Genomic DNA, 15,755 nt, shown 5'->3' on the forward strand with positions numbered 1-15,755 from the left:
ATCCCGCTCAGACAGGATATTGGATTTTCCTTGCGCGCAACTTCGGATAATCAGGGGCCGAACCGGCAAGCCGCACAAGCTGTGCCTGCAGAATGCGAGGATTCGGAACCAACATGGCCGAGAATGATACAGTCCTGTCCAGCGAATTGATCCCCGACGATCTCGCGCCGATCATGTCGGCCCTGTGCACCGTGGGTATCGATCTGTCGCGGATCATCGCGCGGGGCCCGCTTGGGCAGTCACTGGGTCATGCTGTGGGCGAAAATGCGGGCGGCGACGGACAAAAAGCGCTGGATGTGCTGGCGGATGACATGTTCGCGGCAGCGCTGCGCGCCACATCCGTGCGCTGGTATGCGTCCGAGGAACAGGACACCGTGGTGCCTCTCAACCCCGAGGGACGGTTCGCCCTTGCGATTGATCCGCTGGACGGGTCATCCAATATCGACGTCAATGTCTCGATCGGTACGATCTTTTCGATCTTCGAGGCCAAGACAGGTGCCGAGGCCAGTTTCCTGCGCCCCGCATCGGAACAGGTGGCTGGCGGTTATATTATCTTCGGCCCGCAGTGTTGCCTTGTCGTGACATTCGGCAAGGGAACGCTGATGTTTGTGCTGGACACAGCAACAGGGCAGTTCGAATTGGTTAACGGGGCGCTACAAACACCGGCGCAATCGCGCGAATACGCGATCAACGCATCGAACCACCGCCACTGGGCAGCGCCGATCCGCAACTATATCGAGGACTGTCAGGCCGGCAAAACAGGCCCGCACGGGCAGGACAGCAATATGCGCTGGGTTGCCTCGCTTGTGGCCGAGGCGCACCGTATCCTGACGCGCGGCGGCATTTTCCTATACCCCGGCGATGCGCGTCCGGGCTATGAAATGGGCCGTTTGCGTATGGTCTATGAAGTGGCACCGATCGCCTTTTTGATCGAACAGGCGGGCGGTATGGCGACCGACGGACAAAGGCCGATCATGGAACAGGCGGCAGACGCGTTGCACGCGCGCATGCCACTGGTCTTTGGTAGCCCCGAAAAGGTGCGCCAGGTGGCTGGATATTTCGATGCAGTGGGCTGAATGGCCGGGCTGCAGCCTATACGGGCGCCGCACGGCGCAATGACATGTCGACCTTGAGGGACTTATTCAAATGGCACTGATTACACTTCGTCAACTTCTGGATCACGCAGCCGAGCATTCCTATGGTGTGCCCGCTTTCAACATCAACAATATGGAACAGGGTCTGGCGATCATGCGCGCGGCCAAGGCGGTAGACGCCCCCGTGATTCTGCAGGCGAGCCAAGGCGCGCGCAAATATGCAGGCGACATCATGCTGCGCCACATCGTGCAGGCCCTCTCCGAGATGTATCCGGGTATTCCGGTTTGCATGCATCAGGACCATGGCAATAACGACGCCACCTGCCTGAGCGCGATCCGTCACGGTTTCACATCCGTGATGATGGATGGCAGCCTTGAGGAAGATATGAAAACGCCTGCATCCTTCGAGTATAACGTCGAGATTACGCGCCGCGTCACGCAGGCCGCGCATTATGTTGGCGCCTCGGTCGAGGGCGAATTGGGCGTTCTGGGCTCGTTGGAGACCGGAGAAGCCGGTGAGGAAGACGGATCGGGCGCTGTCGGCAAGCTGAGCCATGACCAGTTGCTGACCGATCCCGATCAGGCGGTCGACTTCGTGATGAAAACCAAATGTGACGCGCTGGCCATTGCCTGCGGCACCAGCCACGGTGCGTACAAATTCAGCCGCAAACCGGATGGCGAGATCCTTGCCATGTCCACGATCGAGGCGATCCATACCAAGTTGCCCGATACGCATCTGGTGATGCACGGCTCCAGTTCAGTGCCGCAATATCTGCAGGATTTGATCAACGCCCATGGCGGGCAGATGCCCCAGACCTATGGCGTGCCCGTCGAGGAGATCGAGCGCGGCATCAAGATGGGCGTCCGCAAGGTCAATATCGACACCGATTGCCGCATGGCGCTGACCGGCCAGTTCCGCAAGGTCGCGATGGAAAAGCCGGGCGAGTTCGATCCGCGCAAATTCATGATCCCCGCGATGAAAGAAATGGAAGACCTGTGCCGCGACCGCTTCGAGCGCTTCGGCACGGCGGGTCATGCCAGCGCGATCAAGGTGATCAGCATGGACGATATGGCAGCACTTTATGCGGCTGGAAAGCTGGACCCGCGCGCAGCGGGCAGCAAGGCGGCATGATCGCGGCGGTCTGGCTGGGATATTTGAAGCAAGAAGAAGCAGATTTGGAGAGACGGTATGAGCTTTAACCGGTCCATCAAGATCGCGCCGTCGATCCTTTCGGCGGATTTTGCCAATTTCGGTGCCGAGATCCGCGCGATCGAGGCGCAGGGCGCGGACTGGGTGCATGTCGATGTGATGGACGGGCATTTCGTGCCGAACCTCACATTCGGCCCGCCTGCAGTGGCGGCGTTCCGGCGGCATGTCACCACGGTGATGGATGTGCATCTGATGATCTCGCCGGTGGACGCCTATATCGAGGCCTATGCCACGGCTGGCGCGGATATCATTACGGCGCATGTCGAGGCGGGTCCGCATATCCATCGCACCATGCAGGCGATCCGTGCGAACGGGGCCAAGGCTGGTGTCGCGCTGAACCCCGGCACGCCGGCTGAAGCCGTGGGATATCTGCTGGATATGGTGGATATGGTCTGCGTGATGACGGTGAACCCCGGTTTCGGCGGGCAGAAGTTCATCCATAGTCAGATCGACAAGGTCTCCAAGCTGCGCGCGATGATCGGGGACCGACCGATCCATATCGAGATTGATGGTGGCGTCACCCCTGAAACAGCGCCTCTGGTTGTGGCTGCAGGGGCGGATGTTCTGGTGGCGGGATCGGCTGTGTTCAAGGGCGGATCGGTCGACAACCCTGATACATATGGCCAGAACATGCGCGATATCCGCAACGCAATACCATCGGCGCGCGGGTGAGTGCGATTGTCTTTGACCTGGACGGCACGCTGATTGACAGCGCGCCGGATATCCGTGCGGCGATCAACCGAACACTTGTGGATGCGGGCCATGCCCCGCTTGATCTGCCCGAGGTGATCTCGTTCATTGGTCGCGGTCTGCCAAATCTTGTGGAGCGCGCGATGGGCATGCGCGGCATCGACATGGCGGATCATGCGCGTCTGACAGATACGACTCTGATGCATTACAATGCTGCGTCCAATAATCTGACGCGGGTTTATCCTGCCGTTATCCCTGTACTGACTCAGTTGCGGGCCGACGGGCACCGTCTGGGCATCTGCACAAACAAACCCGAAGAGCCTGCGCGCAAGGTGCTGGATCACTTCAAGATGGCGCATCTGTTCGATGCGGTTGTGGGCGGTGACCGCCTGAGCGTCAAGAAACCCGCTCCAACGCCATTGCGATACGCCTTTGCTGCTTTGGGCGAAGCGTCCAGTCTCTATGTGGGCGATAGCGAGGTCGATGCCGAAACTGCGCAGAATGCTGGGGTGGACTTTGCCTTTTTCACGCAGGGCTATTGCCACATCCCGCATGACAAGGTGCCGCAACGCTGGCGTTTCGACCATTTCGACACGCTGCCGGATATCGTGGCCGAGGCCTTTGCCGTCACTGGCCAAGATCGCTGAACCGCGCCAGCAGCAGCCCTGTATTGCGGACCTGATATTTCCGCATGAGACGGGCGCGCACATCCTCGATTGTGCGCGGTGAAAGCCCAAGGACTTGTGCAATCTCCTTGCTTGTCTTGCCACGCGCAAGCCATGTCACCACCTGTCGTTCCCGTGGTGTCAGGGCAGGGCCTTCGCGCCGCCCTTCGAGGGGCGCAAAACTCATCACGATGCGCGCCAGCGGATCATCGGGGGTAAGGGTGCGGGCACGAAAGCGGCACCAGACCGCATAGCCCCCCGCATGGCGCAGCATACGCTCGTCCGAATAGGCCCCGCTCTGGCGCATCGGCTCCAGCCCGATATCGCGGATCTGAATGAACTCGGCCTCCGTGCCATAGAGCATACGGAAACTCTGGCCCAGAAGCGCCGTCGCAGGATAGCCTGACAAATCGCAGAAGGTGGCGTTGCACCGCTCGATCACGCGGTGGCGCGTCATCACGATGCCGACGGGCGCGTGATCAAAGGCAAGGCGGGTAATCTGGTCCAGTTCGTCCAAAGCAGCACCGTGGTTTTACGGTATTGATACCGTAGTTGCGGCAAAGCATGCTGCATCTGCCGAAGCAAGAAAAAAGGATGCATCCGATGCCCCTGTCAGACAGGTTGGACGAGGCCGTGATGGCGCGGCGCGATGATCTGATCGCGTTGACGCAGGATCTGATCCGCATTCCGACGCTCAATCCTCCGGGCAACAACTATCTGGAGATTTGCGAATATCTCGACAGGCGGCTGTCTGCCTCGGGCTTTCAGACAGAAATGGTGCGGGCATATGGCACCCCTGGCGACAGTGACAAGTATCCGCGCTGGAACATCGTGGCGCGACGCGAGGGCGTCTACACAGGGGAATGTGTGCATTTCAACAGCCATATCGACGTAGTCGAGGTCGGACGCGGCTGGACGACCGATCCGTTCGGAGGCGAGTTGAAAGACGGCAAGATCTACGGGCGCGGAGCCTGCGATATGAAGGGCGGGCTGGCTTGCAGCATCATCGCGGCCGAGGCGTTTCTGGCTGTCTGTCCCGATTTTGCTGGAGCCATCGAGATCAGCGGCACGGCAGACGAAGAATCGGGCGGTTTCGGCGGCGTGGCCTATCTGGCCGAAAAGGGATTTTTTAGCCCCGAACGGGTGCAGCATGTCATTATCCCCGAACCGCTGAACAAGGACCGTATCTGCTTGGGGCATCGCGGGGTCTGGTGGGCCGAGATCGAGACGCATGGCGAGATCGCCCACGGTTCCATGCCCTTCCTTGGCGATTGCGCCGTGCGCCACATGGGGGCGGTCATGTCCGAGATGGAAGATACACTCTTTCCAGCGCTGGCGCTCAAACGCACGGGTATGCCGGTGGTGCCTGACGGGGCCAAACAGTCGACGCTCAACATCAACTCGGTCCATGGAGGCGAGAACGAGCAGGAGGATGACTATACCGGTCTGCCAGCGCCGTGTGTGCCGGACAGTTGCCGCATGGTGATCGACCGGCGTTTCCTGATCGAGGAGAATATCGACGAGGTTCGCGAGGAGGTGATGCAGGTCTTGCGCAACGTCGCCGAACGGCGCGCGACTTTTCGCTATGACGTCACCGAATTGCACAGTGTTCTGCCAACTATGACCGAAAAATCTGCCCCCGTTGTGCAGGTTGTAGCCAAGGCGATTTCCGACACGTTGGGACTTGAAGCAGAATATGTTGTTTCTCCAGGGACTTACGACCAAAAACACATCGACCGTATTGGCAAGCTGAAGAATTGCATTGCCTATGGCCCCGGCATTCTGGACCTTGCGCATAAACCGGATGAATATGTCGGTGTGGATGATATGCTGGATTCTGCAAAGGTGATGGGACGGTCGCTGATCGCACTACTGGCGCGCGCATGAACGCGCCGCAAAACAGGGAGATTTCGGAATGGAACATGTGAACGTGACGCGCGGCATGGCGAGTATGCTGGCGCTGGTGGCCGGCGTGGGCATGGCGCAGGCAAAGACGGATATCGTCGTCGGTATGCAACTGGAGCCACCGCATCTTGATCCGACAAGCGCCGCCGCAGGCGCCATCGACGAGGTACTTTATGCCAATGTGTTCGAGGGCCTGACCCGTTTTGGCCCCGATGGTGCGGTCAATCCCGGACTGGCCGAAAGCTGGGAGATTTCCGAAGATGGCACCGTTTACACGTTCAAGCTGCGCGAGGGTGTCACCTTCCATGACGGTAGCACGATGGACGCCGAGGATGTGAAATTCAGCCTCGACCGTGCGCGCGCGGCGGATTCCGCGAACGCCCAGAAGGCGCTGTTTGCCGGAATAACTGACGTCGAGGTGGTGGACCCGCAAACCGTCAAGGTCACGCTGGAGGCTGCAAACGGATCCTTCCTGTTCAACATGGCTTGGGGCGATGCGGTGATCGTGGCACCGGAAAGCATCGAGAATATCAAGACCAATCCGGTCGGAACCGGCGCATTCAAGTTTGACAACTGGGTGCAGGGCGACCGGATCGATATCGTCAAGAACCCCGATTACTGGGGCGAGCCTGCCAAGCTGGACCGCGCCACCTTCAAGTTTATCAGCGATCCGACTGCAGCATTCGCGGCGGTGATGGCCGAGGACGTGCATGCTTTCGTGGGCTTTCCCGCACCCGAGAACCTGCCGCAATTTGATGCCGACCCGCGCTTTCAGGTGCTGATCGGCTCGACCGAAGGCGAGACAATCCTGTCCACCAACAACAAGCAGGCACCGTTTGACGATGTCCGCGTCCGCAAGGCGCTGGCCCATGCGATTGATCGTCAGGCCATCATTGATGGCGCGATGTTCGGCTATGGCACACCGATCGGCACACATTTCGCACCGCATCACCCTGACTACGTCGATCTGACAGCCAATTCCGCCTATGATCCCGAACTGGCCAAATCACTGCTGGCCGAGGCAGGTTTCGCGGATGGTTTCACCACCACGCTGAAACTGCCGCCCCCCGCCTATGCGCGGCGCGGAGGCGAGATCATCGCATCACAGCTGCGCGCTGTGGGGATCGAGACAGAGATCAGCAACCTTGAATGGGCGCAATGGCTGGAGCAGGTCTTTACCGGTAAGGATTTCGGCCTGACCATCGTCAGCCACACCGAGCCGATGGATATCGGCATCTATGGCAATCCGGAATATTACTTCCAGTATGACGATGCGGATTTTCAGCAGATCATGACGGATCTGACGGCCGAATCCGACCCTGCGGCCCGTAGCGCCCTGATGAAACAGGCGCAGGAGAAAATCTCGGCTGACTATGTGAATGGCTATCTTTTCCAATTGGCCGCCCTGCGTGTGGCCAATGCCAAGGTTGTCGGTTTGTGGGAAAACATGCCCACACAAGCCAATGATCTGACCGCTGTCTACTGGCAGGAATGACCGGTCACTGACCTGCGGAAGCCCCTCGCGCGGACTGCGCGCGGGGACGCCTCCGGCGGGGATATTTTGAGCAAGAAGAAGCAGAGGGCGCCCGGGCGGCAGGCGGATCGGCCACGTCTGGGCGGGATACGGGGCGAATGCTGCGCTATGTGCTGAAACGGCTGGTCTCGCTGGTGATCTCGCTGGCTGTGGCAAGTCTGGTGATCTTTCTGGCGATCGAGGTCGTGCCTGGCGATCCCGCGGCCTATATGCTGGGAATGAATGCCCAAGCCGACACGCTGGCCGCTTTGCGCGACCAGTTGGGACTTAACGGATCGGTATTCGAGCGCTACACCTCATGGGTGGGCGGGATGCTGGTCGGTGACTTTGGCACGTCCTACACCTATCGCACACCAGTGGCCGAGATGATCGGTGACCGGATGTGGATCAGCCTGCCACTGGCGGCTTATGCCCTGACCTTAAGCACCGTGATCGCTTTTCCGGCGGGTGTCTGGGCGGCATCGCGGCGCGGTTCTGCCGCTGACATGGGTGTCATGGGCGTGACCCAGCTGGGCGTGGCGATCCCGAATTTCTGGTTTGCCATGCTGATGGTGCTGGTCTTTGCCATCAATCTGGGCTGGTTCTCCGCAGGCGGTTTTGCTGGATGGGAACAGGGGTTTCTGGCCGGTATGAAAAGCTTGACCCTGCCTGCCATCGCGCTGGCGCTACCGCAGGCCAGCATCCTGACCCGTGTCATGCGCTCAAGCCTGCTGGACACATTGTCCGAGGATTTCATCCGCACCGCCCGCGCCAAGGGGCTGACGCGTCGGCAGGTTCTGTGGCGCCATGCACTGCGCAATGCGATGATTCCGGTGCTGACAATCATCGGGATGCAGTTTTCCTTCCTGCTGGCCGGTGCGATCATCATCGAGAATGTGTTCTTCCTGCCCGGACTGGGGCGATTGGTGTTTCAGGCGATTTCGGCGCGCGACCTGATCGTGGTGGAATCCGTCGTGATGCTTCTGGTCTTTGCCGTGATCATGGTCAATTTCGCCGTCGATCTGGCCTATGCTGCGGTTGATCCACGCCTGAGGGGACGGCGATGAGCGCGGCTGTCTTGCGAGTGGCGCTGGGCAACCGGACGCTGGTGATCGGTTTGCTGCTGTCACTGGTCTTCGTGGGCGCCGCGCTGGTCAGCTTTGCCTGGGTGCCGCAGGATGTGGGCTTGATGAATATACCCGAACGGATGAAGCCACCCTCGGCAGCGCACCCGCTGGGGACGGATCATTTCGGGCGTGATATCCTGTCAATGATCATGGTGGGTGCGCGCACATCTATCGCCGTGGCGGTAGTGGCCGTGGTGATCGGCATGGGCCTTGGCGTACCGCTGGGCCTTGCGGCGGCGGTAAGACGCGGCAGTCTGCTGGACGAGGTGATCATGCGCGGAAATGATCTGGTCTTTGCATTTCCCTCACTGTTGATCGCCATCATGATTACCGCTGTGTTCGGCCCCTCGGCGCTGAATGCGATCATCGCCATCGGGATATTCAACATCCCCGTCTTCGCGCGTCTGACGCGCGGCGCGGCGCTGAGTTTGTGGACCCGCGATTATGTGATGGCGGCGCGCGTGGCCGGCAAGGGTGCGGTCAGGATCAGTGCCGAACATATCCTGCCCAATGTCACCAATCTGCTGATTGTGCAGGGGACGATCCAGTTCAGTCTTGGAATTCTGGCCGAGGCAGCTTTGTCTTATGTCGGGCTTGGCGCGCAGCCACCGATCCCCAGTTGGGGGCGGATGCTGGCCGACAGCCAGACGATGATCTCGATCGCGCCGCATATGGCGATTTTTCCCGGCATGGCGATCCTGCTGACGGTGCTGGGGCTGAACCTGATGGGCGACGGATTGCGCGATCTGTTCGACCCGCGCATCAGGAGGGACCGCAGATGAGCCTGTTGCAGATCGAGGGATTGAACCTGTCCATCCATAGCTTTGATATCCTGCATAATGTGTCGCTGACCGTTGAGGCGGGTCAGATCGTGGGGGTCATCGGCGAAAGCGGGTCCGGTAAATCCATGACCGCGCTGGCCGTGATGCAATTGCTACCGGAAGGGGCGCGAGCAGCCGGGTCTGTGCAGCTGGACGGGCAGGATGTGCTGCGCCTGTCCGAGGCAGAGCTGTGCCATTTGCGCGGGCGGACCATGGGAATGGTCTTTCAGGAACCGATGACCGCGTTGAACCCGATCCAGACGATCGGCGATCAGGTGGCCGAGACCATCAGGGTCCACGAAAAAGTGTCGAAAGCCGAGGCGCAGGAGCGGGCGCGGGTAGCTCTGGCCCGGGTGGAACTGCCCGAGGACCGCTTCCCAATGTCACGCTATCCGCATGAGCTTTCGGGCGGACAGCGCCAGCGGGTCGTGATCGCCATGGCGATTGCCTTGCGGCCCAAACTTCTGATAGCGGATGAACCGACCACAGCGCTGGACGTGACGACGCAGGCGCAGATCCTCAAGCTGCTCAAGCGGCTGGTACAGGAAGACGGGATGGGTCTGCTGATGATCACCCATGATCTGGCCGTGGTCGCCGATATGGCGGATCATCTGGTGATCATGCGGCATGGTTCAGTGGTGGAAACTGGCCCCTCGCCTGATCTGTTCCGCACGATGCAGCATCCCTACTCGAAGGCGCTGCTCGCGGCGTCGACGCATCAGCCCGACCGCGCGGCACAGCCGCAAGAGGTGCCGCTACTGGAGGTGCGCGGTGTGATCCGCGACTATGCAACCGCACGCAGGGGAATCTGGGGCAAGCCGGGCACGTTCCGTGCCGTGGACGATGTCAGCTTCCAGATCCGGCGCGGGGAATCCTTGGGGTTGGTGGGTGAATCCGGTTGTGGCAAATCCACCCTGACACGCGCCATTTTGGGGCTGGAAGAGGTGCAGGCGGGCGAGATCCTGCTGGATGGGCAGTCCGTCTTCACCGGACACAAGGCCAATCGCGCGGTGCGTCGCCGCATGCAGGTGGTGTTTCAGGACCCTTACGGCAGCTTCAACCCACGCCACCGCGTGGACCGTCTGGTCAGCGAGCCGTTCTATCTGCTGGATACTCCGCCACAAGGTGCTGCCCGTGATGCGGCGATTGCCGAGGCGCTGGAAAGCGTGGGGCTGACGGCGGATGACCGGCATAAATACATCCACGAGTTTTCCGGCGGGCAGCGCCAGCGGATCGCGATTGCGCGGGCGCTGATCATCAGACCCGACCTGATCATTCTGGACGAGGCGGTGTCGGCGCTGGATGTTTCGATCCGCGCCCAGATTCTGGACCTTCTTGCCGATCTGGGGGACCGCATGGGCCTGACCTATCTGTTCATCAGCCACGATCTATCGGTTGTAAGGCAGGTCACCGACCGTGTGCTGGTGATGCAGGCGGGCAAGATCGTCGAGCAGGGCGATACCGCTTTGATTTTTGATGCGCCGACCCATCCCTATACACAACAACTGCTTTCGGCGACGCCCCGTCTGCCGGATACGCATGCCGCCTGAGGAGGAACGACAATGAGCGATGATCTGGGACTGTGGTTCGACCCGTCCAAATGCCTGATCGGTGGGCAGTGGGTGGCGCCCTCGGGTGGGCAATACCTGCCACTTGAGAATCCATCGACCGGCGAGGTGATCGGCCAGATCGCGCGCGGTGCCAGTGCGGATATCGACGCGGCCGTGGCCGCAGCCGAGACGGCGCGACATGGACCTTGGGGAAGGATGAGTGCGGCAGAGCGTGGTCGCATCCTGATGACGCTGGGCCGCATGGTGCTGGAACGCGTTGACGATCTGGCGCGGATCGAGGCGATGGATGTGGGCAAGCCGCTCAAGCAGGCGCGCGCCGATGCGGTGGCCTTGGCGCGCTATATGGAGTTCTACGGCGGCGCAGCGGACAAGCTGCATGGCGAAACCATCCCCTATCTGGACGGCTATACCGTTTATACTTTGCGCGAACCGCATGGGGTAACGGGCCATATCGTGCCTTGGAACTATCCAATGCAGATCATCGGGCGGTCGGTCGGGGCGGCGCTTGCCACGGGCAACGCCTGCGTGTTGAAACCGGCGGAGGACGCCTGCCTGACCGCGCTTGCCTTTGCCGAGATGGCCAAGGCTGCGGGCCTGCCCGACGGGGCGCTGAACGTGGTGCCGGGGCTTGGCAGCGAGGCGGGTGCGGCCCTGACCGCGCATATAGGCGTGCATCATATCAGCTTTACCGGATCGGTCGGGACAGGCGTGATGGTGCAGGAAGCTGCCGCGCGCAACGTGATTCCTGTGACGCTGGAACTGGGGGGTAAATCCCCGCAGGTGGTGTTTGAGGATGCCGACATCGCGGCGGCGCTACCGTTTCTGGTCAATGCGGGGATACAGAACGCAGGGCAGACCTGTTCCGCATCGTCGCGTATTCTGGTGCAGCGGGCGATCTATGATCAGGTCGTCGAGAAGATGGCCGCGCGCTATGATGCGCTGAAAGTGGGCCGTGCGATGGATGATCTGGATGTGGGGCCGCTGATCTCGGCCAAGCAGAAAAGCCTTGTCAGCGGCTTTATCGACAAGGGTGCTGATCTGCAGGTCGCCGGACAGGGCCAGTTGCTGAACGCACCTAACGGCGGCAATTACGTCAAGCCTACGCTGTTCGCGGGCGTCAGCCCCGATCACTGCCTTGCGCGGGATGAAATCTTTGGCCCCGTTCAGGTGATCATCCCCTTCGACGACGAGGAAGAAGCGGTTAAAATCGCCAACGGCACTGATTACGGCCTGGTCGCCAGCGTTTGGAGCCAGAACGGCGCGCGCCAGATGCGGATGGCGAAACGTATCCGCGCGGGGCAGATTTTCATCAATAACTACGGTGCAGGCGGCGGTGTGGAGCTTCCTTTCGGCGGCATGGGCAAATCCGGCCATGGCCGGGAAAAGGGCTTCGAGGCGATGTATGGATTCACCGTTCTGAAAACCGTCGCGGCTTTTCACGGCTGATCCTGCAACAAACACAAAGGACACAAATATGAGACTTTCAGGAAAGACAGCGATCGTGACCGGCGGCGCCAGCGGCTTTGGCGCGGGTATTGTGCGTAAATTCGCAGATGAAGGCGCGCGCGTGCTGGTGGTGGATATCAACGCCGACGGTGCGGCGTCGATGGCCGAAGAGGTCGGCAACGGGGCTTTGTCCTTCGGCTGCAATGTGGCCGATGGCGACAGCGTGGCAGAAATGGCCGCATATGCGATCAAGGAGTTCGGGCAGGTTGATATTCTGGTGAACAATGCGGGCATCACGCATTTGCCCAAACCCATGGAAGAGGTAAGCGGGGAAGAATTCGACCGTGTTTTCGCGGTGAATTGCAAATCGGTCTATCTGACGGCGCGTGAACTGGTGCCGCATATGAAGGCCGCTGGCGGCGCGATCTTGAATGTCGCATCGACTGCAGGCCTCAGCCCGCGCCCCAGACTGAACTGGTACAATGCCTCCAAGGGTTGGATGATCACAGCGACCAAAACGATGGCGGTTGAACTGGCCCCGTCCAAGCTGCGCGTGAATGCGATCTGCCCGGTGGCGGGCGAGACGCCGTTGCTGGCCTCGTTCATGGGCGAGGATACGCCCGAAATGCGCGCGAAATTCTTGTCGACGATCCCTCTGGGCCGTTTCTCGACGCCCGAAGATATGGGTAACGCCGCCTGTTTCCTGTGCTCCGACGAGGCGCGGATGATCACAGGCGTTGCGATGGAAGTCGATGGCGGGCGTTGCATCTGATCACGAAGACACGGCCCGTGGCTTTCTGCGGGCCGGTTCTTACGCTTGGTCAGCCCAATATCACGTTTCCGTTATTGACATGAAATTGCCCGCCTGCCCAAGATAACCCCATGCGCCGGTGAGCAGCGCCGGTGCCGCAAGGGGAGGAGTTGCTTTTGAAACGCTCATTAATTCTTGGGGTTGTGTCCAGTCTGGCGCTGACCTCGGCCGCGATGGCGGAAATCCGTATCGCCCATATCTACGGCAAGACCGGCGCGCTTGAGGCCTATGCCAAGCAGTCGCATGACGGGCTGATGCTGGGGCTGGAATATGCCACAGACGGCACAATGGAGATCAACGGCGAGAAAATCGTCGTGATCGAGAAAGACACCCAGCTCAAGCCCGAGATCGGCAAGGCGCTGCTCGAGGAGGCTTACGGCGACGACAATGCCGATATCGCGGTCGGGCCTGTCAGTTCAGGTGTCGCACTGGCGATGTTGCCGGTGGCCGAGGAATACGAAAAAATCCTGATCGTCGAACCTGCGGTGGCCGACAGTATTACCGGCGAGAACTATAACCGCTACATCTTCCGCACAGGGCGCAACAGCTCTCAGGATGCCGTATCCAACGCGATTGCGCTGGCAGGACCGGATGTGAAGATCGCGACGCTGGCGCAAGACTATGCCTTTGGTCGCGACGGGATTGCTGCCTTCCGCGAAGCCTTGGACGGGACCGGGGCCGAGATCGTTCACGAGGAATATGCCGCGACCGATGCCACCGATTTCACAGCGGCGGCCGAGCGGATCTTTAATGCGATGAAGGATGTCGAGGGCGACAAGAAGCTGTTTGTGATCTGGGCGGGTGGCAACAACCCGATGAGCAAGATCCAGGCCATGGACCCGTCCCGTTTCGGTATCCAGATGGCGACAGGTGGGAACATCCTTGCGGCGTTGTCGGCCTATAAGGAATTCCCCGGCATGGAGGGGGCGACCTATTACTATTACGAGAACCCAAAAAACGAAGTGAATGACTGGCTGGTCAAGACCCATCAGGAGCGTTTCGGCTCTCCACCCGATTTCTTCACGGCGGGTGGAATGTCGGCAGGGATCGCGGTGGTCGAGGCGATCCGCAAAGCGGGCAGCACCGATACCGAGGCGCTGATTGCCGCAATGGAAGGCATGGAATGGATGACGCCCAAGGGCAAGATGATGTTCCGCGCCGAGGACCATCAGGCGCTTCAGTCGATGTACCACTTCCGTATCAAGGTTGAAGACGGCGTCGAATGGGCGATCCCCGAACTGGTGCGGGAACTGACGATCGACGATCTGCCCATCCCGATCCGTAACGGCGGGTAAACCAAGCCCGCTGCAATGCCACGATACCTGATACCAGACAATCCCGTCCCCGGCTGCCAGCTTGGGGCGGGCCTGCCAACCCGCTGCGGAAGGAACAGAAATGAGCAGGGTGCTGCTTGAAACCCGCGATCTGACTGTACGGTTTGGTGGTCATGTCGCCGTCGACAGCGTGAGTTGTGCCTTTCGCAGTGGCGAATTGACGGCCATTGTCGGTCCGAACGGCGCAGGCAAGACAACCTATTTCAACCTGATCTCGGGCCAGATTCCCGCCGCATCCGGTCGCGTCGCGCTTGACGGGCGCGATATCACCCGCGCGTCGGTTTCGCAGCGCACGGCATTGGGCATCGGGCGCGCGTTCCAGTTAACCAATCTGTTCCCGAACCTCTCCGTGCTGGAAAACGTGCGTCTTGTGATGCAGGCACGCAGCAAAACCGGATTTCGCCTGCTGACAATGGCCGCATCCCTGCATGATCTGACCGAACAGGCCGAGGCGGTTCTGGCGCGCGTGCGTCTGCTGGACCGCGCCGGTCAGACCGTGTCGGCGCTCAGCCACGGGGATCAGCGCAAGCTGGAAGTGGCGCTACTGATCGCGCTTGATCCGCTGGTCTACATGTTTGACGAACCCACCGCAGGCATGAGCGTGGATGAAGCGCCCGTCGTGCTGGACCTGATTGCCGACCTCAAGGCGCAGACCGATCGCACGATCCTGCTGGTCGAGCACAAGATGGATGTGATCCGCAGTCTGGCTGACCGCATCATTGTATTGCATAACGGGGCGCTGGCCGCAGACGGTCCACCCGCCGAGGTGATGGCATCGGCCGTGGTGCAAGAGGCCTATATGGGCAAGGATCTGGCCGATGTCTGATCCGATTCTGACGCTGGCTGGCGTCCACACCAATATCGCGCAGTACCATATCCTGCAGGGTGTCGATCTGGTCGTGCCGCGCGCGCAGGTCACCATGCTTTTGGGGCGCAACGGGGTGGGCAAGACCACGACTTTGCGAACTGTCATGGGGCACTGGCGGGCCTCTGGCGGGACAATCACCTTGGACGGCATGGACATCACACAGTTGCCCACCTCGGCAATTGCACGGATGGGCGTGGGCTATGTGCCCGAGAATATGGGGATATTCTCGGATTTGACGGTGGAGGAGAACATGGTGCTCGCCGCTTGTAGAGGCAAGCCCGATCCGGCAAGGCTGGACTGGTTGTTTACCGTCTTTCCCCCACTCAAAACCTTTTGGAGAGGGCAGGCCGGAACGCTGTCGGGCGGGCAGAAACAGATGTTGAGCATCGCACGTGCCATGATCGAAGAGCGGCGTTTGTACCTGATCGACGAGCCGACAAAGGGCCTTGCCCCTGCGATCATCGCCACGATGGCGCGGGCTCTGCGAGAGTTGAAGGACCAAGGGTCCAGCCTTTTATTGGTCGAACAGAATTTCGCCGTGGCCCGCGCCTTGGGTGACGCCGCCGTGGTCATGGATGATGGCCGCGTGATCTGGGCTGGCGAGATGGCCGAACTGGCACGGGACGCCGGTTTGCAAGAGCGGTTGATGGGCCTGAACGTCCAAGCCGAGGGTTAAGAATGCCGGACTGGAAGGGAAACT

15 protein-coding genes are annotated in these 15,755 nt (G+C 60.5%); 14 read left to right on the forward strand and 1 reads right to left on the reverse strand.

The features are described 5' to 3' along the window. Positions 1-113 precede the first annotated feature (113 nt). The 4 genes from K7H22_RS04055 to gph all read left to right on the forward strand — a co-directional run bounded on the left by K7H22_RS04055 (position 114) and on the right by gph (position 3,641). Positions 114-1,076, forward strand: a complete 963-nt coding sequence (locus tag K7H22_RS04055; RefSeq protein WP_230799461.1) for a class 1 fructose-bisphosphatase — start codon at positions 114-116, stop codon at positions 1,074-1,076. A 70-nt stretch (positions 1,077-1,146) separates the two neighbouring features. Then, a complete protein-coding gene (gene fba / locus K7H22_RS04060) occupies positions 1,147-2,226 on the forward strand; it encodes a class II fructose-bisphosphate aldolase (RefSeq protein ID WP_230799462.1) in 1,080 nt (359 codons plus the stop codon). A 57-nt stretch (positions 2,227-2,283) separates the two neighbouring features. Next, positions 2,284-2,976, forward strand: coding sequence for a ribulose-phosphate 3-epimerase (rpe, locus tag K7H22_RS04065; RefSeq protein ID WP_230799463.1), 693 nt, complete (start codon positions 2,284-2,286; stop codon positions 2,974-2,976). Beyond that, positions 2,973-3,641, forward strand: a complete 669-nt coding sequence (gene gph / locus K7H22_RS04070) for a phosphoglycolate phosphatase (protein ID WP_230799464.1) — start codon at positions 2,973-2,975, stop codon at positions 3,639-3,641. The genes rpe and gph overlap by 4 nt, the downstream gene beginning before the upstream one ends. Here gph and K7H22_RS04075 read toward each other — a convergent pair. Next, entirely contained in the window at positions 3,622-4,176 is a 555-nt protein-coding gene (locus tag K7H22_RS04075) for a PAS and helix-turn-helix domain-containing protein (protein WP_230799465.1), read from the reverse strand. The two genes, gph and K7H22_RS04075, sit on opposite strands and share 20 nt — an antisense overlap. An 86-nt stretch (positions 4,177-4,262) precedes the next feature. Between K7H22_RS04075 and K7H22_RS04080 the strand changes: the two genes are divergently transcribed. From K7H22_RS04080 to K7H22_RS04125, 10 genes are all read left to right on the forward strand, one after another. Further along, entirely contained in the window at positions 4,263-5,546 is a 1,284-nt protein-coding gene (locus tag K7H22_RS04080; protein WP_230799466.1) for an acetylornithine deacetylase/succinyl-diaminopimelate desuccinylase family protein, read from the forward strand. A 28-nt stretch (positions 5,547-5,574) separates the two neighbouring features. Beyond that, positions 5,575-7,059, forward strand: a complete 1,485-nt coding sequence (locus K7H22_RS04085; protein ID WP_230799467.1) for an ABC transporter substrate-binding protein — start codon at positions 5,575-5,577, stop codon at positions 7,057-7,059. A gap of 137 nt (positions 7,060-7,196) precedes the next feature. Next, complete coding sequence (locus K7H22_RS04090) at positions 7,197-8,144, forward strand: ABC transporter permease (protein ID WP_230799468.1); 948 nt, start codon at positions 7,197-7,199, stop codon at positions 8,142-8,144. Beyond that, complete coding sequence (locus K7H22_RS04095; protein ID WP_230799469.1) at positions 8,141-8,986, forward strand: ABC transporter permease; 846 nt, start codon at positions 8,141-8,143, stop codon at positions 8,984-8,986. The genes K7H22_RS04090 and K7H22_RS04095 overlap by 4 nt, the downstream gene beginning before the upstream one ends. After that, entirely contained in the window at positions 8,983-10,575 is a 1,593-nt protein-coding gene (locus K7H22_RS04100) for an ABC transporter ATP-binding protein (protein ID WP_230799470.1), read from the forward strand. The genes K7H22_RS04095 and K7H22_RS04100 overlap by 4 nt, the downstream gene beginning before the upstream one ends. A gap of 12 nt (positions 10,576-10,587) precedes the next feature. Continuing rightward, positions 10,588-12,042: an aldehyde dehydrogenase family protein gene (locus K7H22_RS04105; protein ID WP_230799471.1), complete on the forward strand. Its 1,455-nt coding sequence runs from the start codon at positions 10,588-10,590 to the stop codon at positions 12,040-12,042. A 28-nt stretch (positions 12,043-12,070) separates the two neighbouring features. After that, the gene (locus K7H22_RS04110; protein WP_230799472.1) at positions 12,071-12,814 is read left to right on the forward strand and encodes an SDR family oxidoreductase; all 744 of its coding nucleotides are present in this window, start codon (positions 12,071-12,073) and stop codon (positions 12,812-12,814) included. Between the two features lie 212 nt (positions 12,815-13,026). After that, complete coding sequence (locus K7H22_RS04115; RefSeq protein WP_419248147.1) at positions 13,027-14,148, forward strand: substrate-binding domain-containing protein; 1,122 nt, start codon at positions 13,027-13,029, stop codon at positions 14,146-14,148. Between the two features lie 100 nt (positions 14,149-14,248). Beyond that, positions 14,249-15,013 (forward strand): ABC transporter ATP-binding protein, encoded by a 765-nt coding sequence (locus K7H22_RS04120; RefSeq protein ID WP_230799474.1) that lies wholly within the window; start codon positions 14,249-14,251, stop codon positions 15,011-15,013. After that, positions 15,006-15,731: an ABC transporter ATP-binding protein gene (locus K7H22_RS04125; protein ID WP_230799475.1), complete on the forward strand. Its 726-nt coding sequence runs from the start codon at positions 15,006-15,008 to the stop codon at positions 15,729-15,731. The genes K7H22_RS04120 and K7H22_RS04125 overlap by 8 nt, the downstream gene beginning before the upstream one ends. Positions 15,732-15,755 lie beyond the last annotated feature (24 nt).

The sequence above is a fragment of the Seohaeicola saemankumensis genome (assembly GCF_021021435.1).
GTDB lineage: Bacteria > Pseudomonadota > Alphaproteobacteria > Rhodobacterales > Rhodobacteraceae > Seohaeicola.